The sequence below is a fragment of the Mesorhizobium tamadayense genome, assembly GCF_003863365.1.
Taxonomy (GTDB): domain Bacteria; phylum Pseudomonadota; class Alphaproteobacteria; order Rhizobiales; family Rhizobiaceae; genus Mesorhizobium; species Mesorhizobium tamadayense.
In genome coordinates, this window is sequence record NZ_RQXT01000008.1 from 59,582 (window position 1) to 81,873 (window position 22,292).

The following is a 22,292-nucleotide window of genomic DNA, read 5'->3' on the forward strand; positions in this document are numbered from 1 at the left end:
TAGCCTCCCTCAAATCGGTGGGGAGACGGTCGCTCTCCCTGAATGTCCGCGAAGAGACGCCAACAGGGAGTGATGCATGGCCACCGCCGCCAGAAAAGCGCCTGCCAAGTCCAAATCCAGATCCGACGGCAAATCGTCGACCCTTTCCACCCCCAAGCCAGCCGAATTCACCAAGGAAGAAGAGCTTTCCGCCTATCGGCACATGCTGCTCATCCGCCGCTTCGAGGAGAAAGCCGGCCAGCTCTACGGCATGGGCTTCATCGGCGGCTTCTGCCACCTCTATATCGGCCAGGAGGCCGTGGTCACCGGCATGAAGATGGCGCTGATCGAGGGCGACCAGATGATCACCGCCTATCGCGACCACGGCCACATGCTGGCGATGGAGCTGTCGCCGCGCGGTGTCATGGCCGAGCTCACCGGGCGCCGCGGCGGCCTGTCGAAAGGCAAGGGCGGCTCCATGCACATGTTCTCCAAGGAGAAGCATTTCTACGGCGGCCACGGCATCGTCGGCGCGCAGGTTTCGCTCGGCACCGGTCTCGCCTTCGCAAACCGCTACCGCGACAACAAGAACGTCTCGCTGACCTATTTCGGCGACGGCGCCGCCAACCAGGGCCAGGTCTACGAAAGCTTCAACATGGCGTCGCTGTGGAAGTTGCCGGTGATCTACATCATCGAGAACAACCGCTACGCCATGGGCACGTCGGTGTCGCGCTCTTCCGCCGAGACCGACTTCTCCAACCGCGGCGCTTCCTTCAAGATTCCCGGCATCCAGGTCGACGGCATGGACGTGCGCGCGGTCAAAGCCGCCGGCAATGTCGCCACCGAATGGTGCCGCGCCGGCAACGGGCCGCTGATCCTCGAAATGCAGACCTATCGCTACCGCGGCCACTCGATGTCCGATCCGGCGAAATACCGCTCGAAGGAGGAAGTGCAGAAGATGCGTTCCGAGCACGACCCGATCGAGCAGGTCAAGGCGCGGTTGATCGACAAGAAGTGGGCGAGCGAGGACGAGCTCAAGGCCATCGACAAGGAGGTTCGAGACGTCGTGGCCGACGCCGCCGAATTCGCCCAGCACGACGCCGAGCCGGATCCGTCCGAGCTCTGGACCGACATCGTACTGTAAGGGAGGGCAAGGACATGCCGATCGAAATACTCATGCCCGCGCTCTCGCCGACGATGGAAGAGGGCAATCTTTCCAAATGGCTGAAGAACGAGGGCGACAGGGTCGTCGCCGGTGACGTCATAGCCGAGATCGAAACCGACAAGGCGACGATGGAAGTGGAAGCCGTAGACGAAGGCACGCTCGCCAAGATCGTGGTTCCTGCCGGCACCGAAGGCGTCAAGGTCAATGCCGTGATCGCGGTGCTTGCCGTCGACGGTGAAGACGTCGACAAGGCCGGCGAAGACATCGGCGAAGAGCCTGCCAAGGCTGAGGCGCCGGCGAAGGCGGAGGCTCCAGTCGCCGCCGAGGAAAAGCCGGCTGCGGCACCGGTCGCCGCAGCGCCGAAGACGGAAATCGCGGCCGATCCGGACATTCCCGCCGGCACCGAGATGGTGTCGACGACGGTGCGCGAGGCGCTCCGCGACGCGATGGCCGAAGAAATGCGCCGCGACGGCGATGTCTTCGTCATGGGCGAGGAAGTTGCCGAATACCAGGGCGCCTACAAGATCACCCAAGGCCTGCTGCAGGAATTCGGACCCCGGCGCGTGGTCGACACGCCGATCACCGAGCATGGCTTTGCCGGCGTCGGCGTCGGCGCGGCCATGGCCGGCCTGAAGCCGATCGTCGAGTTCATGACCTTCAACTTCGCCATGCAGGCGATCGACCAGATCATCAACTCGGCGGCCAAGACGCTTTATATGTCGGGCGGCCAGATGGGCGCCCCGATCGTCTTCCGTGGCCCGAACGGGGCAGCCGCCCGCGTCGCCGCGCAGCACTCGCAGTGCTACGCCGCCTGGTACAGCCACATCCCGGGCCTGAAGGTGGTGATGCCGTATACGGCCGCCGACGCCAAGGGCCTGCTCAAGGCCGCGATCCGCGACCCGAACCCGGTCATCTTTCTGGAGAACGAGATCCTTTACGGCCAGTCCTTCGACGTGCCGAAACTCGACGATTTTGTGCTGCCGATCGGCAAGGCGCGCGTGCACAAGCAGGGCAAGGACGTCACCCTCGTCTCTTTCGGCATCGGCATGACCTATGCGGTCAAGGCGGAAGCCGAGCTGCGCGGCATGGGCATCGATGCCGAGATCATCGATTTGAGAACCGTCCGCCCGCTCGACTTCGACACCATCATCGCCTCGGTGAAGAAGACCAACCGCCTCGTGGTGGTGGAAGAAGGCTTCCCACAGAGCTCGGTCGGCGACCACATCGCCAGCCAGGTGTCGCAGCGCGCCTTCGACTTCCTCGATGCGCCGGTGATCACCATCGCCGGCAAGGACGTGCCAATGCCTTACGCGGCGAACCTCGAGAAGCTGGCGCTGCCCAATGTCGGCGAGGTCGTCGAGGCAGTCAAAGCCGTCACCTATCGAGGATAGCGAAAATGTCGACCGCTTCTGGCGTGTGGCGCATTGCCTGGTCGATCTTTTGGAAGACGGTAATCGCGGGTGTTATCCTCGGGGTTATCGTGAACTTCGTCTTCAGCCTGTTTCTGCCTCCAATTCTTGTGAGCATTGGGGGGCAGGGAGAAAGGCTACTTCAGAGCTTAACCTACATTGCGTTCGCGATCTCGCTTGCCTGTTACTTTATCGCGTTCAAATTCGCTCTGGAGTATGCGCTTGGAAAAGAGATCGCTGGCAGGCGATTGGATGTCGTTACGATTGCCCAAGTGGAGGGACCTCATGCCAATTAATATCACCATGCCTGCGCTCTCTCCCACGATGGAAGAGGGCAATCTCGCCAAATGGCTGGTCAAGGAGGGTGACAAGGTTTCGCCAGGCGACGTGATCGCCGAGATCGAGACCGACAAGGCGACGATGGAAGTCGAGGCCGTCGATGAGGGCACCGTCGCCAAGCTCGTCGTTCCGGCCGGCACCGAAGGCGTCAAGGTCAACGCTGTGATCGCCATCCTGGCCGGCGAAGGCGAGGATGCCGGCGCCGCCGCGAAGAGCGATGGCGGTGCCGCGCCCAAGGCGGAAGCCCCGAAAGCGGACGCTCCGAAGGCCGAAGCTCCCAAGGAAGCGCCGAAGCCGGCAGCCGCCGCGCCTGCACCGGCGAAGGCCGAGCCCGCTCCGGTCGCCAACGGTCACGCCGGTGGCGAGCGCGTGTTTGCGTCGCCGCTTGCCCGCCGCATCGCCAAGGATGCCGGCGTCGCCGTCGCGGCGGTGACCGGCTCCGGTCCGCATGGCCGCGTGGTGAAGGCCGATGTCGAGGCGGCGATTTCTTCCGGTGGTGGCAAGGCTGCACCCGCCGCCAAGGCGCCCGCAGGCGCTCCGGTCCCCGCGGCGAAGCCGATGTCGGACGACCAGGTGCTGAAGCTGTTCGCCGAAGGCTCCTACGAGCTCGTTCCGCACGACAATATGCGCAAGACGATTGCGCGCCGCCTGGTCGAGGCCAAGAGCACCATCCCGCATTTCTACCTGACGCTCGACTGCGAGCTCGACGCGCTGCTGGCGCTGCGCACGCAACTCAACGCCGCTGCGCCGATGAAGAAGACCGAGAAGGGCGAGGTTCCGGCCTACAAGCTCTCTGTCAACGACATGGTGATAAAGGCGATGGCCATGGCGCTGATGGCGGTGCCGGACGCCAACGCCTCCTGGACCGACAACGCCATGGTCAAGCACAAGCACGCCGATGTCGGCGTCGCCGTGTCGATCCCCGGCGGCCTGATCACGCCGATCATCCGCCACGCCGACGAAAAGACGCTGTCGGTCATCTCCAACGAGATGAAGGATCTGGCGAGCCGTGCGCGCGGCCGCAAGCTGAAGCCGGAGGAATACCAGGGCGGCACCACGGCCGTCTCCAATCTCGGCATGTTCGGCGTCAAGGATTTCGCCGCAGTCATCAACCCGCCGCATGCGACGATCCTTGCGGTCGGCGCGGGTGAAGAGCGCGCGGTGGTGAAGAAAGGCGAGATCAAAATCGCCACCGTGATGTCGGTGACGCTGTCGACCGATCACCGCGCCGTCGACGGCGCGCTCGGCGCCGAGCTGCTCGGCGCCTTCAAGCGCATGATCGAGAATCCGATGGGCATGCTGGTGTAAGGAAGGGAAAAGGCGGTGCGGAAATTCTTCACCAGCCTTTTCGCTTTCATCCTTTCCGGTCTGGCTGGCGCCGGACTGTCCCGCGCAGTCACGATCATTGAGGCCTGGCTGATCATGTGCCGGCTGAGCAGGCGCTTGCAGCCATCTTTCAGGAAGGTCAGCGCATGAAGACAATTCTCTGCTACGGCGATTCGCTGACCTGGGGCTACGACGCCGCCAGCCTCGGCCGCCATGCGCTGGAAGACCGCTGGCCGAGCGTGCTCAAAGCGGCTCTGGGCGACGGCATCGAGGTCATCGCCGAGGGGCTGAACGGCCGCACCACCGCCTTTGACGATCAGCTCGCCGGCGCCGACCGCAACGGCGCGAGAGTGCTGCCGACGATCCTGACGACCCATGCGCCACTCGACCTGATCGTTTTCATGCTCGGCGCCAACGACATGAAGCCTTGGATCCACGGCAATCCGGTCGCCGCAAAGCAAGGTATCCAGCGCCTGATCGACATCGTGCGCGGCCACGACTATCCGTTCGGCTGGCCGGCGCCGCAGATACTCATTGTCGCGCCGCCGGCCGTCACGCGCACCGACAATGCCGAATTCAAGGAAATGTTCGCCGGTGGCGACGACGCCTCGAAACGGCTGGCGCCGCAATATTCCGCGCTTGCCGACGAGGCCGGCTGCGGCTTCTTCGATGCCGGCACCGTGGCCGTCACCACGCCGCTCGACGGTGTCCACCTCGATGCGGAAAACACGTGGCGAATCGGCCAGGCGCTGGCTCCGCTCGTGCGCGTGATGCTCTCACTCTAACCCCGAGAAAGATCAGGGAGAAAACCCGTGGCTGAGAATTACGACGTCATCATCATCGGCTCTGGCCCCGGCGGCTATGTGACGGCGGTACGCTCCGCGCAGCTCGGCTTCAAGACGGCGATCGTCGAGCGCGAGCATTTGGGCGGCATCTGCCTCAACTGGGGCTGCATCCCGACCAAGGCGCTGCTGCGCTCCGCCGAGATCATGCACTATTCGGACCACCTCAAGGATTACGGCCTGAAGCTCGACGGCAAGGTCAGCCCCGATACGGCAGCGGTCGTCGACCGCTCGCGCAAGGTGTCGCTGAGGCTGAACGGCGGCGTCGCCTTCCTGATGAAGAAGAACAAGGTCGACGTCATCTGGGGCGAGGCGAAACTCACCAAGGCTCCTTCCGGTGACAAACTGGGTGAGATCGTGGTCTCCAAGACCGCCAAGAAGCCGATGGAGCCGCAGCCGCCGGTGCCGAAGGGCGTCAAGGGCGAGGGCACCTACACCGCCAAGCACATCATTCTGGCGACCGGCGCCAGGCCGCGCGCGCTCCCTGGCATTGAGCCGGATGGCAAGCTGATCTGGACCTATTTCGAGGCGATGGTGCCGAAGGAGATGCCGAAGTCGCTGCTGGTGATGGGCTCGGGCGCCATCGGCATCGAGTTCGCTTCCTTCTATCGCACCATGGGCGCCGAGGTGACGGTGGTCGAGCTTCTGCCGGCAGTGATGCCGGTCGAGGACGCAGAGGTTTCCAAGTTCGCGCAAAAACAGTTCGAGAAGCAGGGGATGAAGATCCTGCTCGAAGCCAAGGTGACCAAGGTCGAGAAATCAGCCAATTCGGTCACCGCCCATGTCGAGATGAGGGACGGCAAGATCGAGAAGATTAACGCCGACCGCATGATCTCGGCCGTCGGCGTGCAAGGCAATATCGAGGGCCTCGGCCTCGAGGCGCTCGGCGTAAAGACGGATCGCGGCTGTGTTGTCGTCGACGGCTACGGCAAGACCAATGTTCCCGGCATCTACGCCATCGGCGATGTCGCCGGACCGCCGATGCTTGCTCACAAGGCCGAGCACGAGGGCGTGGTCTGCGTCGAGAAGATCGCCAATTTCCCCGGCGTGCATGCCACCGACAAACTCAAGATTCCGGGCTGCACCTACTGCAACCCGCAGGTCGCCTCGGTCGGCCTGACCGAAGCCAAGGCCAAGGCCGAGGGGAAAGATATCCGCGTCGGCCGCTTCCAGTTCGGCGCCAACGGCAAGGCGATCGCGCTCGGTGAGGACCAGGGTTTCATCAAGACCATCTTCGACAAGAAGACGGGCCAGCTTCTCGGCGCCCATATGATCGGCGCCGAGGTGACCGAGCTCATCCAGGGCTTCGTCGTGGGGATGAACCTGGAGACCACCGAGGAAGAGCTGATGCACACGATCTTCCCGCATCCGACGCTGTCGGAGATGATGAAGGAAAGCGTGCTCGACGCCTATGGCCGCGCCTTGAACGCATGATAGATTACCAATCCATGATAAATTGGGTGGGCGAGACTCAGACGCGCCAGCCGGAGGACTCTGACGGCAAGGCGGTTCGTATCCGGATGCATTTTCACCTGATCGAGGAGGAGTTGGCATATGGACGTGAATGGCGTGGGCTGGATTGCAGCCATCATCATCGGCGGCTTGGCCGGATGGCTTGCCGAGATGGTCATGAAGAGCAACATGGGTATCTTCATGAACATCATTCTGGGCATCGCCGGCGCGGTGGTGCTGAACGCAATCCTGAGAGCCCTCAACATCGAGGCATTCGGCGTCGGCTGGCTCGCCTATCTGATTACCGGCTTCATCGGCGCCTGCCTGCTGATCTTTGCTGGGCGGCTGGTGCGCCGCTGAGCCCCAGCGAGCTCCGTTATGCGAAAATGGCCGTGGCGGCATGCGCCGGCGCGGCCTTTTTCTTTGCTTCGAAAAGTCCTAGATGACGCAGACAGGCGGCCGCGACGCAGCGGCCGCGAAGGGTTTGAAATGGTCACTGTTCTCGACACGATCGCCAACGCGCCGCGCCTGCGGCATCCCGAAAAGGCGCACAGGCCGGACCAGGAAGTGCTGCGCAAGCCGGACTGGATCCGCGTCAAGGCGCCGGTTTCGAAGGGCTATGCCGAGACGCGCGAGATCGTGAAATCGCACAAGCTGGTGACCGTGTGCGAGGAGGCCGGCTGCCCGAACATCGGCGAATGCTGGGACAAGAAGCACGCCACCTTCATGATCATGGGCGAGATCTGCACCCGCGCCTGTGCCTTCTGCAACGTCGCCACCGGCATTCCGACAGCTCTCGACCCCGATGAGCCGGCGCGCGTCGGGCACGCCGTCAAGCAGATGGGCCTCAGCCATGTCGTCATCACCTCGGTCGACCGCGACGATCTCGCCGACGGCGGCGCGCAGCATTTCGCCGACGTCATCCACGCCATCCGCGCGGCAACGCCATCGACCACGATCGAGATCCTGACGCCCGACTTCCTGCGCAAGGACGGCGCGCTCGAGGTCGTCGTGGCGGCCAAGCCCGACGTCTTCAACCACAATCTGGAGACCGTGCCGTCCAACTACCTGACGGTGCGGCCGGGCGCCCGCTATTTCCATTCGATCAGGCTGCTGCAGCGGGTCAAGGAGCTCGACCCGTCGATCTTCACCAAGTCCGGCATCATGGTCGGGCTCGGCGAGGAGCGGAACGAGGTGCTGCAGTTGATGGACGACCTGCGTTCGGCCAATGTCGACTTCATGACCATCGGCCAGTACCTGCAGCCCTCGAAGAAGCACCATCCGGTGATCCGCTTCGTCACGCCGGACGAGTTCAAGTCCTACGAGACGATCGGCAAGACCAAGGGCTTCCTTTTGATGGCGTCGAGCCCGCTGACGCGCTCCTCGCACCATGCCGGCGACGATTTCGCCAGGTTGCGCGCGGCGCGCGAGGCGCAGCTCGAGAAAGCCAGCTGACCCGATTAGATGCCAAAATTCGAAGCCATCCGCCGCGTCACCTACACGCCGCAGCAAATGTTCGCACTGGTGGCGGACATCGAGACTTACCCGCAATTCCTGCCGCTCTGCGAGGCGCTGACGGTGCGCTCGCGCAAGGAGCGCGACGGCCGCACCATCCTAGTCGCCGACATGAGCATCGGCTATAAGGCGATCCGCGAGACCTTCACGACGCAGGTGCTGTTGAAGCCGGACGAGAATGCCATCGACGTCAAGTACATCGACGGCCCGTTCAAATACCTGAGCAACATCTGGCGCTTCGACCCAGCCGCCGGCGGCTGCGAGGTCCACTTCTTCATCGATTACGAGTTCAAGAGCCGCATCCTCGGCGCTTTGATGGGTACGATGTTCGACCGTGCCTTCCGCATGTTCTCGGAGGCCTTCGAGAAGCGGGCGGGCGTGATCTACGGCGCAAAGCCCGCCTAACTTTCGCCAAGCGCGCGCAACCCGAGCTGCAACGCGTGCCGCACCGTCTCGTGGCGGATGAATTCGCGGCCCTTGTGGCCAAACAGCTGGCGGTCGGCGACAACCGGTTGGCCGGCAAGCGCTATCCCGAACCAGACGAGGCCAACCGGCTTTTCCGCCGAGCCGCCGCTTGGACCGGCAATGCCGGTGACGGCAAGGGAGAGGCTGGCGCGCGAATGCGCCAGCGCCCCCGCCGCCATCTCTAGCACCGTCTCGCGCGAGACCGCGCCATGCGCCTTGAGCGTTGCGGCGGAGACGCCGAGCATCTCCATCTTGGCTTCGTTGGAATAGGTGATGAAGCCGCGGTCGACCACGGCGGAAGAGCCGGCAATGTCTGTCAGCGCCGCAATGATCATGCCGCCGGTGCAGCTTTCGGCCGTCGCCAGCATGACGCCGCGCCTCTGGCAGGCCTGGAGCAGGGCGTTGGCGAGCTCCGCGTTGCTCATGCCGGCACGTCTCCCGGATAGACGACGCTCGCTGTGGCAATCGCCGCAATGCCTTCGCCACGGCCGACGAAGCCGAGCTTCTCATTGGTCGTCGCCTTAATCGAAATGCGCTCCGGCGCAATGCCCAGCATCGCCGCGAGCGCCGCCGTCATCGCCTCGCGGTGCGGCCCGACGCGCGGCGCCTCGCAGATCAGCGTGACGTCCGCATTGGCGATGCGCCCACCGCGCTCGCGCACCAGCTTCGCCGCGTGCTCGACGAAAATCTTCGAGGCGACGCCCTTCCATCGCGGGTCCGACGGCGGGAAATGCGTGCCGATGTCGCCGGCGCCGCAGGTGGCGAGCAGCGCGTCGGTGAGGGCATGGAGACCGACATCGGCGTCGGAATGGCCGGAGAGTTTCCGATCATAGGGGATAGCGACGCCGCACAGCGTGACATGGTCGCCCGCTTCGAAAGCATGCACGTCATAGCCATTGCCGGTGCGGATGTCCGGAAAGCGCGGCAGTGCGTTTGAAAGCCGCTGGTCGGCCATCGCGATATCTCTTGCCCAAGTGAGCTTCACATTGTCCGGCGAGCCGGTGACGATCTTGACCGGAATATGCGCCCATTCGGCGATGGCAGCATCGTCGGTGAACTCGGTCTTGCCGAGATGATGCGCCTTCTCGTGGGCCGCCAGCAGCGGCCAGAACGGGAACCCCTGCGGCGTCTGCGCGGCATGCAGGCCGGCCCTGGACACCGTTTCCTCGATCATGCCCTCGGCCGATTCGCGCTTGAGCGTGTCGGCGACGGGAAGCGCGGGTAGCGCGCCCTGGCGCTCGTTTATCGCTTCGATGGTGCGGTCGATAAGCCCGGCATCGACGAACGGGCGCACCGCGTCATGCACCAGCACCTTTGCCGGCGCCTGCTCCCTGAGCGCCAAGAGCCCGAGCCGGACGGAAGCCTGGCGGGACGACCCGCCGGTGACGGCGACGACGCGCCCGGCATAGGCTGCGGCCGCACGGTCGAAAATCTCGCGATCGTCGGCATGGATCGCCACGACAACGGGGCCGACATTCGGGTGCGAGAGGAACTTTTCCAGTGTGTGCGCGATCACCGCGCGGCCGCCGATGCGCTGATACTGCTTCGGCCCGTCCGCCTGTCCGGCGCGCGCGCCCCGCCCGGCGGCGACGATGACCACGCCGACTTTGCCGTCCGCGTCCGAAGCCCGATTTGCACTTGTGTCAGTCATGGCGAGAGGCTTAGTCGCGGCTCGAAGGGAAGGCCAGCATTTTCCAAAATGCGCCTTAATGTGACGTCATTGCGCGTTGCACAATGGCTTGCATCTGGCTAGACAATGTGCAGCAATCGAACATGCTTGGTTTTTGTGCATGCCTGAATTGACCACATTGGCTTTGCCGCTCGATATCGGCGACGTGAGGATTCGCAACCGCGTGTTCCTTGCGCCGATGTCGGGCGTCACCGACGAGCCGTTCCGGCACCGCGCCCATTCGCACGACGCCGGGCTGGTCGTGTCGGAAATGGTGGCGAGCGGCGAGCTGGCCAAGGGCAGGGCAGGCTGCGACCTGCGCATCCGCCATTCCGGCCTGCCCGTCCATATGGTGCAGCTCGCCGGCCGCGAGGCGGCGCATATGGCCGAGGGCGCGCGTATAGCGGCAGGCGAGGGCGCCGACATCATCGACATCAACATGGGCTGCCCGGCCAAGAAGGTGACGGGAGGCTATGCCGGTTCGGCGCTGATGCGCAATCTCGACCACGCGCTGTCGCTGATCGAGGCCGTGGTCGGCGCCGTCACGGTGCCGGTGACCGTCAAGATGCGGCTCGGCTGGGACGAAAGCGCGCTCAATGCGCCGATGCTGGCCCGGCGCGCCGAGCAGGCCGGCGTGCGCATGGTGACCGTGCATGGCCGCACGCGCTGCCAGTTCTACCAGGGCAAGTCCGACTGGCGCGCGATCGCCCGCGTCAAGCAGGCGGTCTCGATCCCGGTCGTGGCGAACGGCGACGTCGGCTCGCCGGAAGAAGCGGCGACCATCCTCGATCAGTCGGGCGCCGACGCGGTGATGATCGGCCGCGCCCACTATGGAGCGCCCTGGATCGCAGGCAGCATCGCGGCGGCGGCCGCTGGTATATCTGCGCCAGGCATTCCCGGGACGCCGCAAGCGTTCGCCGACTACGTCGTCGCGCATTACGAGGACATGCTCTCGCTTTACGGTGTCGAGAGCGGGTTGCGTCAGGCGCGCAAGCATCTTGGCTGGTATCTGGACCGGCACGCGGCCGGTGTCTCGGCAGAGCAGCGGAAGCGTGTTCTCACCTCTTTCGAGCCGGCGGAGGTCATCCGCGGATTGCGCGAGGCACTTGCCGACATTGTCACGCGGACTGAAATGCGGAGCGCGGCATGAAGGCAAACGCTTCCTCCGCAGCCGACATGGCGGATGCAGCCAACATCGTGCTGAACACCATCCGCCGCCCGGTGATCATGGTCGATCCCGAGGGGTTCATCACTTTCGCCAATGCCGACGCGGAGGATTTCTTCCGCTCCAGCGCGACGATGCTTGCCCGCAACACGCTGTCCAAGCTGGTGCCGTTCGGCAGCCCGCTGCTGACGCTGGTCGATCAGGTGCGCGAGCGCCGCGCGCCGGTCAACGAATATCGGGTCGATGTCTCATCGCCGCGCCTCGGCATCGAAAAGATGGTCGACCTCTATGTCGCGCCGGTGCCGGAGTTCCCGGGTTCTGTGGTGGTGATGTTCCAGGAACGGTCGATGGCCGACAAGATCGACCGCCAGATGACGCATCGCGGAGCCGCCCGCTCCGTCACAGGCCTCGCCGCCATGCTGGCGCACGAGATCAAGAACCCGCTTTCCGGCATCCGCGGCGCCGCCCAACTGCTCGAGCTGTCGGCCTCCGACGAGGACCGGGCGCTGACGAGGCTGATCACCGACGAGACCGACCGCATCGTCTCGCTCGTCGACCGCATGGAGGTGTTTTCCGACGAGCGGCCGATCGAGCGCTTTCCCGTCAACATCCATGTCGTACTCGACCATGTGAAGGCGATCGCCAAGAACGGTTTTGCCAAGCGGATCAAGATTTTGGAGGAATATGATCCATCGCTTCCTCCGGTCTTTGCCAACCGCGACCAGCTGATCCAGGTGTTCCTCAACCTAGTCAAGAATGCCGCCGAGGCGATCGGCGCCGACCCGCAAGGTGAGATCATGCTGTCGACCGCCTTCCGCCCAGGCATTCGCGTTTCCGTGCCGGGAACGCAGGACCGCGTCTCGCTGCCGCTGGAGTTCTGCGTGCACGACAACGGCTCCGGCGTTTCCGAGGACATCCTGCCTATCCTGTTTGATCCATTCATCACCACCAAGCCGAACGGCTCGGGCCTCGGGCTGGCGCTGGTCGCAAAGCTCGTCGGCGAGCACGGCGGCATCATAGAATGCGATTCAACGCCGCGCGGAACCACGTTCCGCGTCCTGATGCCGGCCTGGAAGGAAACTTCGCCCGGCGCCGGCGACGAAGCTGAAGGAGACCGCAAATGACCGCGCGCGGCAATATTCTCGTCGCCGACGACGATGCGGCCATCCGCACCGTGCTCAACCAGGCGCTGTCGCGCGTCGGCCATGAGGTGCGCGTGACCTCGAATGCCTCGACGCTGTGGCGCTGGGTGGCGGCGGGCGAGGGCGATCTCGTCATCACCGACGTAGTGATGCCGGACGAGAACGCCTTCGACATGCTGCCGCGCATCAAGAAGGCACGGCCGGAACTGCCGGTCATCGTGATGAGCGCCCAGAACACCTTCATGACCGCGATCCGCGCTTCCGAGACCGGCGCCTACGAATACCTGCCGAAGCCGTTCGACCTCACCGAGCTGCTCAACATCGTCAGCCGGGCGCTGGCCGAGCCGAAGCGGCCGAAGCTCGAATCGCGCGCCGACGAACAGCCGGAGACGATGCCTTTGGTCGGCCGCTCGGCCGCCATGCAGGACATCTACCGCATGCTGGCGCGCATGATGCAGACCGACCTGACCGTGATGATCAGCGGCGAATCGGGCACCGGCAAGGAGCTGGTGGCGCGCGCGCTGCACGAATATGGCCGCCGCCGCGGCGGGCCGTTCGTGGCCATCAACATGGCGGCGATCCCGCGCGACCTCATCGAATCGGAGCTGTTCGGCCATGAGAAGGGCGCCTTCACCGGCGCTCAGAACCGCTCAACCGGCCGCTTCGAGCAGGCCGAGGGCGGCACGCTGTTCCTCGACGAGATCGGTGACATGCCGATGGAGGCGCAGACGCGCCTGCTGCGCGTGCTGCAGCAGGGCGAATACACCACCGTCGGCGGCCGCACGCCGATCAAGACCGACGTGCGCATCGTCGCCGCCACCAACAAGGATCTGCGGACGCTGATCAACCAGGGCCTGTTCCGCGAGGACCTGTTCTACCGCCTGAATGTCGTGCCGCTCAGATTGCCGGCGCTGCGCGAACGCTCCGAGGACGTTCCGGACCTGGTCCGGCACTTCTTCAAGCAGGGCGCCAGCGAAGGCCTGCAGACCAAGCGTATTTCGGCGGGCGGCATCGAACTGATGAAACGCTACGCCTGGCCCGGCAATGTGCGCGAGCTGGAAAACCTGGTGCGCAGGCTGGCCGCGCTCTATTCGCAGGACGAGATCTCGGCCGAGATCATCGAGGGCGAGCTCAAGACCGGCGAAAGGCCTGTGGTGCCGGGCGCCGGCCCGCTCATCCCCGACGATCTGTCGATCGGCCAGGCGGTCGAGCATTTCCTGCAGCGCTATTTCGCGTCCTTTGCCGGCGACCTGCCGCCTTCCGGGCTTTACCAGCGCATCCTCGCCGAGGTCGAATATCCGCTCGTGCTGGCCTCGATGACCGCGACGCGCGGCAACCAGATCAAGGCTGCGGAGCTTCTGGGCCTCAATCGCAACACACTGCGCAAGAAGATCCGCGAGCTTGGCGTCAACGTCTACAAGTCCTCGAGACAGATTTAGGCGTTTGATGCCGAGGCCAGGTCAGAGATGGTCTCTGACGGTGTCCGCGATCATCACATCGAGGCTGCTGGCCTTCACGCCGAGCAAATGTTCGGTATCGGATGAATCGACCAGCAACGGACGGTCGAAGAGATAGCGCATTTCCACGGCCTCATGCACGCCCAGGGGTTCCATCTCGGGGACGGAATAACAGCGTATTTGCGAAATCTCCCTTCCCAGCATCGCCGCGGTTTTCCGCATGAGATCGTGGGGCGAGGCGTGTTGCGAGGGGACATGAAAGGCGCGTCCCCATTCGCCCGTATAGGAAGCTGACGCGACGAGCGTCCGGGCGACGTCCTTTGTGAAAGCCCAGGCATGATCGGCATCGAGGTCTCCCAGGAACGCGACGGGTTTGCCTTGAACCACGGAAGGCAGCGCGAGAAGCGAATAGTAGGTGACCGCGCCATGTCCCAGATAGTCGCTGGAACGCACCTCGACGGCGGGCACTTTGGCGCGAAGCGCCCGCTGCCACATTATCGTCCGGACGGTGCCTTTTCTCGACGTCGGGTCGAGAGGCAAGTCCGAATGAAGAGGACTGACGGCGTTCTCGCCATAGCCGTAGAGGTTTCCGAGCAGGATGATTTTGGCGCCAACGGCTTCCGCCGCGCGCACGGTCCCGTCGAGGATCGGAAAAAAGTCGGTCGGCCACCGATCGTAAGGTGCCATGGCGCACATGAAGATCGCCTCCGCGCCCCGGCTGATGCGTGAGAGTTCGGCGGCATCTGTGGCGTCCGCCTGCGTCGCGCGGACGCCGGGCAAATCAACTTCGCTGACGTTCCTGCTTGTGAGGACGACATCATGCCCCTGCTCGCCAAGCATGCGAGCTGTCTCGCGGCCGACCGGGCCTGCTCCGACGATGACGTAGTAGCTCATATGAACCTCTTTTGCGTTGGCAATCGAGGCGCAGGTCTAACGGGCTTCGGCATTGAAAATCGCGCAGGAACCGCCAAATGTTGGACAGGTTCTGCCATGATTTCGAGGCTGGTTTCGCATGCGTCCACAGTTCGCTTCGGCCCGGGCCTCGGCTGGCATAACAATCGCTTCCCGGCATGTCGAAGCAGGCACCTATCGGCTGCCGCGAGCGCATCATCACCGCATCATGGTCCATGCCAGCGCGGCGACGCGCTCCTACTGCAACGATGCTGGACGATATTTCCTGCGGCGCACCGGTGACATCGATTTCGTTCCGGCCGGTGAGGAGGGCGGGTTCGAGGCCGAAACCGCGTTCGACACGATGGAGGTTCGCCTGTCGTCTGCCATGCTCGAGGGCGTGGCGTCGGAGATCGAAGGCGGCATGAGGACGCGTCGTTTCGACACGCGGCATCTGCTTCGGGACGAACGTATCGAATACCTCGTCCGGGCGCTTGAGACCGACCAAAACGCAGGCTCGCCGGGCGGGGCCCTGTTCGCGGAAAGTGTCGGCGTCGCGCTCGCGGTGCGGCTGCTTGGCCTCGACGATTTGGTGACGGATCGACCGGTTCGGCTGTCGGATGCGCAGATCAGGCGCGTCCTGGAATATGTCGACGCACATCTTTCAGAACCGCTCACTATCGACACGCTGAGCCGCATTGCCAACGCCAGCAGCTCGCATCTCAGGACATGGTTCAAGGCGGCGACCGGCATGACCCTTCACCGCTATGTGCTGCGACGCCGGGTCGAACGTGCGCGCTCCCTGATTCTGGAAAGCGACCTCAGCACCAGCGAAGTGGCATATCTGACTGGCTTCGCGCATCAGTCGCGTCTGGCGCATTGGATGCGCCGCGAGACTGGACAGACGCCGCGCAGCTTGCGACGGGCGCGATTGGGAGCCTGACGCGAGCCAACGATTCGCCGGGCCACCTTGTTCGGGATCGCCGGCGAGGTGTTTTAAGTGAATGAACCGGGGAAAGATTTCCGTCCCGGCCACACTTGTTGCATAATCGCCACAATGCGTTGCATACATCCGACGCAATGACAAACTCCAGACGGCGATATGGCTGCTGAGGCTCCAACATTGAACCAACCGCTTTTCAGCCGGGTCGGCGTTCACGACGGCCGCCGGCTGCTGGCGCTGCCCGGCGTGGTCGCGATCGTGGGCGCCATGATCACGGCGGCGATCTCGTTTGCGATCCTTGTCGGCGCGACCCCGATCGCGCCGAATGCGAACGCCACCTGGGCGCTGATCGCGCTCAACGCTGTCTTCGTTCTGTTCCTGATCGCCCTGGTCAGCCGCGAGATCCGCCGCATCGTCATGGCGCGCCGGCACGGCCGTGCGGCCTCGCGGCTGCATGTGCGCATCGTCGCCATGTTCGCGCTGGTCGCCGCCATCCCGGCGATCATGGTGGCGATCATCGCCTCGATCACGCTCGATATCGGCCTCGACCGCTGGTTCGAGATTCGCACCAAGACGATCGTCAATTCATCGCTGTCGATCGCCGATGCCTATGTCCAAGAAAATGCGCGCAACCTGCAGGGCACGACGCTTTCGATGGCCTATGACCTCGATGCCTCGCGCACGCTCTACGGGCTCGACCGCACCGGCTTTCTCGATCTCATGAACAAGGAGGCCGTTGGCCGCGGGCTGGCACATGCGGCGCTGATCAAGCCTGACGGCTCCTTCGTCATGAGCGCCAAGACCGACGCCGACTTCGCGATGCCCGAGCCGCCTGCCGGCGCGGTCAACACGGCAGCCGACGGCAAGCCGGTGTTGATCGAGCCGCGCACCCGCAACATCATGGGCGCCATCGTCAAGCTGCGCGAGATCGACGGTCTTTACCTTTACACGATCCGGCTCGTGGACCCGGACGTCATCAAGGCGCGGCAGATCGTACGGTCGAACACCGACGAGTATCGCGGACTGGAAGAGAACCGCCGCACCTCGCAGGTCGCTTTCGCGCTACCCTATCTGTCGCTGACCCTTATCGTCATCCTATCGGCGATCTGGACCGGCATTGCGGTCGCCGACCGGCTGGTCCGGCCGATCCGGCAACTGATCGGCGCGGCCGACGAGGTGGCGACCGGCAATCTCGACGTCGCCGTCCCCGTGCGCCAGTCCGACGGCGACGTCGCTTCGCTCGGCGACACCTTCAACAACATGATCCTCGAGCTCAAATCGCAGCGCAACGAGCTGCTGTCCGCCAAAGACCTGATCGACGAGCGGCGGCGCTTCTCGGAGGCGGTGCTGGCCGGCGTGACCGCGGGCGTCATCGGCGTCGATCCCTACGGCATCGTCACCATCGTCAATCGATCGGCCGAAACGATGCTCGCGATCTCGGCGAGCGCCGCGCTCGGACAGAACCTATCGGCCATCCTGCCGCATGTCGGCCGCGTCTTCGAGATCGGGCGCCAATCCGGCAAGCCGGTCTATCGCGAGCAGGTGACGTTCTTCCGCACCGGCATGGAACGGACCTTCAATGTCCAGGTCACCGTCGAGGCGGGAGACGACGGCTCGGAAGAAAAATCCTATGTCGTCACCGTCGACGACATCACCGATCTCGTGCAGGCACAGCGCTCTTCGGCGTGGGCGGATGTGGCACGGCGCATTGCCCACGAGATCAAGAATCCGCTGACGCCGATCCAGCTCTCGGCTGAGCGCATCAAGCGCCGTTACGGCAAGGTCATCACCGAGGACCGCGAGGTCTTCGATCAGTGTACCGACACCATCATCCGACAGGTCGAGGACATTGGCCGCATGGTCGACGAATTCTCGGCCTTCGCCCGCATGCCGAAGCCGGAGATGAAAGTCATCGATCTGCGCGAATCGCTGCGCGAGGCGTCGTTCCTGGTGGAAGTCAGCCGTTCCGACATTGCTTTCCAGCGCGATTTCGGCAACGAGCCTCTCAAGGGAACGTTCGACAGCCGCCTGATGGCGCAGGCCTTCGGCAATGTCGTCAAGAACGCCGCCGAGGCCATCGACGGACTTGATGCGAAAGACCGTTCCGACGGCACAATCCGGATTCAAGCCGGGCGCCAAGATGGCGCCATCAGAATCGACGTTATCGACAACGGCAAAGGGCTGCCGCACGAGAATCGGCAGAGGCTGCTCGAGCCCTACATGACGACGCGCGAAAAAGGCACCGGCCTTGGCCTCGCTATCGTCAAGAAGATCGTGGAGGACCATGGCGGAAGGCTCGAACTGCACGACGCGCCGCCGGATTTCCACGGCGGCCGGGGCGCGATGATCTCGATCATCCTGCCGCCGGCTGCGGTCGTCGCCGCGCCGCCACGCGGCGAGGGTCGCAACGAACACGAACGAGAAACTGAAAAGGTCGGTAATGGCGTCTGATATTCTCATCGTCGATGACGAGGAAGACATCCGCGAGCTCGTCGCTGGCATCCTGAGCGACGAAGGTCATGAAACCCGCACGGCACACGATGCCGATAGCGCATTGTCGGCAATTGCCGATCGCGCGCCGCGGCTGATTTTCCTCGATATCTGGCTGCAGGGCTCGCGCCTCGACGGTCTCGCGCTTCTCGACGAGATCAAGACGATGCATCCGAGCATGCCGGTGGTGATGATCTCCGGCCATGGCAACATCGAAACGGCCGTTTCGGCCATCCGTCGCGGCGCTTATGATTTCATCGAGAAGCCGTTTAAGGCGGACCGTCTCATCCTGGTCGCCGAACGAGCGCTGGAAACGTCAAAATTGCGGCGCGAGGTCTCCGACCTCAAGCTGCGCAGCGGCGAGACCTTCGACCTGATCGGCATGTCGTCGGCGATGAGCCAGTTGCGTCAAACCATCGAGCGCGTCGCGCCGACCAACAGCCGCGTCATGATTGTCGGTCCTTCCGGCTCCGGCAAGGAACTGGCGGCGCGCGCCATCCACGCGCTGTCGGCGCGCAAGAACGGACCGTTCGTGACGCTGAGCGCTGCCACCATCACGCCCGAGCGTATGGAGATCGAGCTGTTCGGCACCGAATCGAACGGCACCGAACGCAAGGTCGGCGCGCTGGAGGAGGCGCATCGCGGCATCCTCTACATCGACGAAGTGGCCGACATGCCGCGCGAGACGCAGAACAAGATCCTGCGCGTGCTGGTCGAGCAGCAGTTCGAACGGGTAGGGGGCACAAAGCGCGTCAAGGTCGACGTCCGCATCATCTCCTCGACAGCGCAAAACCTGGAGGCGATGATTGCCGACGGCCGCTTCCGCGAGGACCTCTATCATCGCCTGGCGGTGGTTCCGGTCATCGTGCCGGGTCTTGCCGAGCGGCGCGAGGACATTCCTTATCTCGTCGACAATTTCATGAAGCAGATCGCGCGCCAGGCCGGCATCAGGCCGCGCCGCATCGGCGACGACGCGCTCGCCGTGCTGCAGGCGCACAACTGGCCGGGAAACGTGCGCCAGCTGCGCAATAATGTCGAGCGGCTGATGATCCTGGCGCGCGGCGGCGAAGTCGATGCGCCGATCACCGCCGACCTTCTGCCCTCGGAGATCGGCGACGTCATGCCGCGCACGCCGAACCAGTCGGATCAGCACATCATGGCGCTGCCTCTGCGCGAGGCGCGCGAGCAGTTCGAGAAGGACTATCTGATCGCCCAGATCAACCGCTTCGGCGGCAACATCTCGAAGACGGCCGAGTTCATCGGCATGGAGCGCTCCGCCCTGCACCGCAAGCTGAAGTCGCTGGGTGTGTAGCGAGCGGGTTGGCCCACGCGATTGTCCGTTACGACGTCGGCGGAATCACCTAAGAAAGCCGGACATTTCCCAGAGGTAGCTCATGCCGCGCATTGCCTATGTCAACGGGCGCTACGTCGCCCATGCCGAAGCCAGCGTCCATATCGAGGATCGCGGCTACCAGTTCGCCGACGGTGTCTATGAGGTTTGCGAGGTGGCGCGCGGCTTTATCGTAGACATGCCGCGTCATCTTGCCCGGCTCAAGCGCTCGCTGAAGGAATTGTCGATCGCCTGGCCCGTCTCCGAGGGCGTCCTGCCGATGCTGCTGCGCGAGGTCGTGCGCCGCAACCACGTCGTCGATGGCCTCGTCTATCTCCAGGTGACGCGCGGCGTCGCCAGCCGTGAATTCGTCTTTCCGGCGGCGGGCACCCGGCCGTCCCTGGTGATAACCGCCAGGAAGGCCGATCCCTCTACTGCCGCCAAGCGGGTCGAGAACGGCATCAAGGTCATCACCGTTCCGGAGAATCGCTGGGACCGCGTCGACATCAAGAGCACCGGCCTTTTGCCCAATGTGCTCGCCAAGCAGAAGGCCAAGGAAGCCGGCGCCCAGGAGGCCTGGTTCGTCGATGCCGACGGCACGGTCAAGGAAGGTGGTTCGTCCAACGCATGGATCATCACCAGGGACGGCGTGCTGGTGACGCGGCCGGCCGAGCAGGGCATTCTGCGCGGCATCACGCGCACTACGCTGTTCGATGTCGCCGCCAAGCTTGGCTTGAAGATCGAGGAGCGCGGGTTTTCGGTGGCCGAAGCCAAGGCCGCGCGCGAGGCTTTCATCAGTTCCGCGACCACGATCGCCATGCCAGTGGTCGAAATCGACGGCGCGCCGATCGCAAACGGCCACCCCGGTTCTACGACACTTTCGTTGCGGCAGGCCTTTTTTGACATTGCGGAAAAAAGTCCAGCCTGATAACCGCAAAGGTGGAATAAACCTCAACTATCTCGTTCTGCTTGCCGTTTAGACGGCAAGAGGGGGTTTGCGCGCTTGACAGGTGCCTCGTAATTTGGCGCATTGGCTTGCAAACCGAAGGGGATCGGCGAAAGACAAAAACAATGGCGGAACGATCGCAAAACCTTCAGGACCTGTTCCTGAATTCAGTTCGCAAGAGCAAAAATCCACTTACCATCTTCCTCATCAACGGTGTGAAGCTGACCGGCGTCGTCACTTCGTTCGACAATTTCTGTGTGTTGTTGCGGCGCGACGGGCACTCCCAGCTCGTTTACAAGCACGCCATTTCCACGATCATGCCGAGCCAGCCGGTTCAGATGTTCGATGGCGAGGAAAGCCAGGGCGCCTGATTGGCACGTGAGAAGGACGCGGACCGCAGCGTTCGCGGGAAACAAGGACACCAACTCGGGCCGGAAGCCAAGGATCCGACCCGGGCTGTCGTCATTGTGCCGGTGCTCACGCGCCAGCCGCGCGGCGACGATGATTCGAGCCGGCCGCGCCTGAGCCGCTCGGCGGATGCCCGCCACGACGAGGCGGTCGGGCTCGCCAGCGCCATCGACCTCGATCCGGTCCACACGGCGGTGGTGACGGTCACCGACCCGCGCCCGGCAACGCTGCTCGGCAGCGGCAAGGTGGCGGAGTTCGCCGACATCGTGAAGGAACGCAAGGCGGAGCTGGTCATCGTCGACCATCCGCTGACACCGGTGCAGCAACGCAACCTCGAGAAGGAACTGAACGCCAAGGTGCTTGATCGCACCGGGCTGATTCTCGAGATTTTCGGCGAACGGGCACGGACCAAGGAAGGTACCCTCCAAGTCGAGCTGGCGCATCTCAACTACCAGAAGGGCCGCCTGGTGCGGAGCTGGACCCACCTCGAACGGCAACGCGGCGGCGCTGGTTTCCTCGGCGGTCCCGGCGAAACGCAGATCGAGTCCGACCGGCGCATCCTGCAGGACAAGATCACCAAGCTCAAACATGAGCTGGAGACGGTTCGGCGAACCCGCGACCTGCACCGCGCCAAGCGCAAGAAGGTGCCGTTCCCGGTCGTGGCGATCGTCGGCTACACCAATGCCGGAAAGTCGACGCTGTTCAACCGGCTGACCGGGGCAGGGGTGCTGGCCGAGGACATGCTGTTTGCCACGCTCGACCCGACATTGCGCCGGGTGCGCCTGCCGCACGGCACGCCGATTATCCTGTCGGACACGGTCGGCTTCATCTCGGACCTGCCGACGCATCTGGTCGCGGCCTTCCGGGCGACGCTGGAAGAGGTCGTCGAGGCCGACCTCGTGCTGCATCTGCGCGACATTTCCGATCCCGACACGACCGCCCAGGCGGAGGATGTCGAGCGCATCCTCGGTGATCTCGGGGTCGATGCGGCGGACACCGGCCGCGTGATCGAGGTGTGGAATAAGATCGACCTGCTCGACGAAAGCAATCGCGAGCGCCTGCTTGCCGAGAGCGCCGGCGGCAAGGCGCCGCCGATCGCGATATCGGCGGCAACAGGTGAAGGCATCGACGCGCTGAAGGCGCTCATCGAGACGCGCGTGTCGGGCGAGCTGGAAACGCTGACGGTGACGCTGAGCCCCGCTGAGCTCGGCCAGGTCGACTGGCTGTATCGCAACGGCGATGTCGTTTCGCGAACCGACAATGAAGACGGCAGCGTCACAATCTCGTTGACGGCGACGCATAGCGCGAGGCAGGAGATCGAGAGCCGAATGAACCGCAGGAACAACGGCTAAGCTACGG

Annotated in this window: 21 protein-coding genes; 18 read left to right on the top strand and 3 right to left on the bottom strand. The window is 64.0% G+C overall.

The features are described 5' to 3' along the window. Positions 1 to 76: 76 nt before the first annotated feature. From pdhA to EH240_RS09010, 9 genes are all read left to right on the top strand, one after another. Positions 77 to 1,123 (top strand): pyruvate dehydrogenase (acetyl-transferring) E1 component subunit alpha, encoded by a 1,047-nt coding sequence (gene pdhA / locus EH240_RS08970; RefSeq protein WP_124997299.1) that lies wholly within the window; start codon positions 77 to 79, stop codon positions 1,121 to 1,123. Between the two features lie 14 nt (positions 1,124 to 1,137). Next, positions 1,138 to 2,535: a pyruvate dehydrogenase complex E1 component subunit beta gene (locus EH240_RS08975; RefSeq protein WP_124997301.1), complete on the top strand. Its 1,398-nt coding sequence runs from the start codon at positions 1,138 to 1,140 to the stop codon at positions 2,533 to 2,535. A gap of 5 nt (positions 2,536 to 2,540) precedes the next feature. Further along, positions 2,541 to 2,849: a hypothetical protein gene (locus tag EH240_RS08980; protein ID WP_124997303.1), complete on the top strand. Its 309-nt coding sequence runs from the start codon at positions 2,541 to 2,543 to the stop codon at positions 2,847 to 2,849. After that, positions 2,839 to 4,200, top strand: coding sequence for a pyruvate dehydrogenase complex dihydrolipoamide acetyltransferase (locus tag EH240_RS08985; protein ID WP_124997305.1), 1,362 nt, complete (start codon positions 2,839 to 2,841; stop codon positions 4,198 to 4,200). Before EH240_RS08980 ends, EH240_RS08985 begins: the two co-directional genes overlap by 11 nt. Before the next feature lie 164 nt (positions 4,201 to 4,364). Beyond that, positions 4,365 to 5,003: an SGNH/GDSL hydrolase family protein gene (locus EH240_RS08990; RefSeq protein ID WP_124997307.1), complete on the top strand. Its 639-nt coding sequence runs from the start codon at positions 4,365 to 4,367 to the stop codon at positions 5,001 to 5,003. A 27-nt stretch (positions 5,004 to 5,030) separates the two neighbouring features. After that, on the top strand, positions 5,031 to 6,494 hold the full coding sequence (lpdA, locus tag EH240_RS08995; protein ID WP_124997309.1) for a dihydrolipoyl dehydrogenase: 1,464 nt from the start codon (positions 5,031 to 5,033) through the stop codon (positions 6,492 to 6,494). Between the two features lie 120 nt (positions 6,495 to 6,614). Beyond that, positions 6,615 to 6,872, top strand: coding sequence for a GlsB/YeaQ/YmgE family stress response membrane protein (locus tag EH240_RS09000; protein WP_124997311.1), 258 nt, complete (start codon positions 6,615 to 6,617; stop codon positions 6,870 to 6,872). Between the two features lie 129 nt (positions 6,873 to 7,001). After that, positions 7,002 to 7,967, top strand: a complete 966-nt coding sequence (lipA, locus tag EH240_RS09005) for a lipoyl synthase (RefSeq protein WP_124997313.1) — start codon at positions 7,002 to 7,004, stop codon at positions 7,965 to 7,967. 9 nt (positions 7,968 to 7,976) lie between these two features. Continuing rightward, positions 7,977 to 8,432 (top strand): type II toxin-antitoxin system RatA family toxin, encoded by a 456-nt coding sequence (locus EH240_RS09010; RefSeq protein WP_124997315.1) that lies wholly within the window; start codon positions 7,977 to 7,979, stop codon positions 8,430 to 8,432. Here EH240_RS09010 and EH240_RS09015 read toward each other — a convergent pair. Together EH240_RS09015 and EH240_RS09020 are read right to left on the bottom strand one after the other, a co-directional pair. Beyond that, the gene (locus EH240_RS09015) at positions 8,429 to 8,917 is read right to left on the bottom strand and encodes a CinA family protein (protein ID WP_124997317.1); all 489 of its coding nucleotides are present in this window, start codon (positions 8,915 to 8,917) and stop codon (positions 8,429 to 8,431) included. The two genes, EH240_RS09010 and EH240_RS09015, sit on opposite strands and share 4 nt — an antisense overlap. Beyond that, a complete protein-coding gene (locus EH240_RS09020; RefSeq protein WP_124997319.1) occupies positions 8,914 to 10,143 on the bottom strand; it encodes a bifunctional 2-C-methyl-D-erythritol 4-phosphate cytidylyltransferase/2-C-methyl-D-erythritol 2,4-cyclodiphosphate synthase in 1,230 nt (409 codons plus the stop codon). The genes EH240_RS09015 and EH240_RS09020 overlap by 4 nt, the downstream gene beginning before the upstream one ends. 139 nt (positions 10,144 to 10,282) lie before the next feature. On the opposite strand from EH240_RS09020, the gene dusB reads away from it, so the two are divergent. The 3 genes from dusB to ntrC are packed head-to-tail and all read left to right on the top strand — an operon-like array spanning position 10,283 to position 13,907. Further along, entirely contained in the window at positions 10,283 to 11,311 is a 1,029-nt protein-coding gene (gene dusB, locus EH240_RS09025; RefSeq protein ID WP_124997321.1) for a tRNA dihydrouridine synthase DusB, read from the top strand. Further along, a complete protein-coding gene (locus tag EH240_RS09030; RefSeq protein WP_124997323.1) occupies positions 11,308 to 12,450 on the top strand; it encodes a two-component system sensor histidine kinase NtrB in 1,143 nt (380 codons plus the stop codon). Before dusB ends, EH240_RS09030 begins: the two co-directional genes overlap by 4 nt. Further along, entirely contained in the window at positions 12,447 to 13,907 is a 1,461-nt protein-coding gene (gene ntrC / locus EH240_RS09035) for a nitrogen regulation protein NR(I) (RefSeq protein WP_124997325.1), read from the top strand. The genes EH240_RS09030 and ntrC overlap by 4 nt, the downstream gene beginning before the upstream one ends. A gap of 21 nt (positions 13,908 to 13,928) precedes the next feature. On the opposite strand, the gene EH240_RS09040 is transcribed toward ntrC, so the two are convergent. Then, positions 13,929 to 14,819 carry an NAD-dependent epimerase/dehydratase family protein gene (locus tag EH240_RS09040; RefSeq protein WP_124997327.1) on the bottom strand — a complete coding sequence of 297 codons (891 nt, stop codon included), beginning with the start codon at positions 14,817 to 14,819 and terminating at the stop codon, positions 13,929 to 13,931. A gap of 118 nt (positions 14,820 to 14,937) precedes the next feature. Between EH240_RS09040 and EH240_RS09045 the strand changes: the two genes are divergently transcribed. The 6 genes from EH240_RS09045 (at position 14,938) to hflX (ending at position 22,285) form a co-directional block, all read left to right on the top strand. Then, a complete protein-coding gene (locus tag EH240_RS09045) occupies positions 14,938 to 15,759 on the top strand; it encodes an AraC family transcriptional regulator (protein WP_124997330.1) in 822 nt (273 codons plus the stop codon). Positions 15,760 to 15,918: 159 nt separating this feature from the next. Further along, positions 15,919 to 18,210 carry a sensor histidine kinase NtrY-like gene (locus EH240_RS09050; RefSeq protein WP_124997332.1) on the top strand — a complete coding sequence of 764 codons (2,292 nt, stop codon included), beginning with the start codon at positions 15,919 to 15,921 and terminating at the stop codon, positions 18,208 to 18,210. Then, positions 18,200 to 19,561: a nitrogen assimilation response regulator NtrX gene (ntrX, locus tag EH240_RS09055; protein WP_124997335.1), complete on the top strand. Its 1,362-nt coding sequence runs from the start codon at positions 18,200 to 18,202 to the stop codon at positions 19,559 to 19,561. Before EH240_RS09050 ends, ntrX begins: the two co-directional genes overlap by 11 nt. Before the next feature lie 82 nt (positions 19,562 to 19,643). Next, the gene (locus EH240_RS09060; protein ID WP_124997337.1) at positions 19,644 to 20,507 is read left to right on the top strand and encodes a D-amino-acid transaminase; all 864 of its coding nucleotides are present in this window, start codon (positions 19,644 to 19,646) and stop codon (positions 20,505 to 20,507) included. Positions 20,508 to 20,650: 143 nt separating this feature from the next. Continuing rightward, positions 20,651 to 20,896, top strand: coding sequence for an RNA chaperone Hfq (gene hfq, locus EH240_RS09065; RefSeq protein ID WP_006202172.1), 246 nt, complete (start codon positions 20,651 to 20,653; stop codon positions 20,894 to 20,896). Further along, positions 20,897 to 22,285, top strand: coding sequence for a GTPase HflX (gene hflX / locus EH240_RS09070; protein ID WP_124997340.1), 1,389 nt, complete (start codon positions 20,897 to 20,899; stop codon positions 22,283 to 22,285). The last annotated feature ends 7 nt before the right edge of the window (positions 22,286 to 22,292 follow it).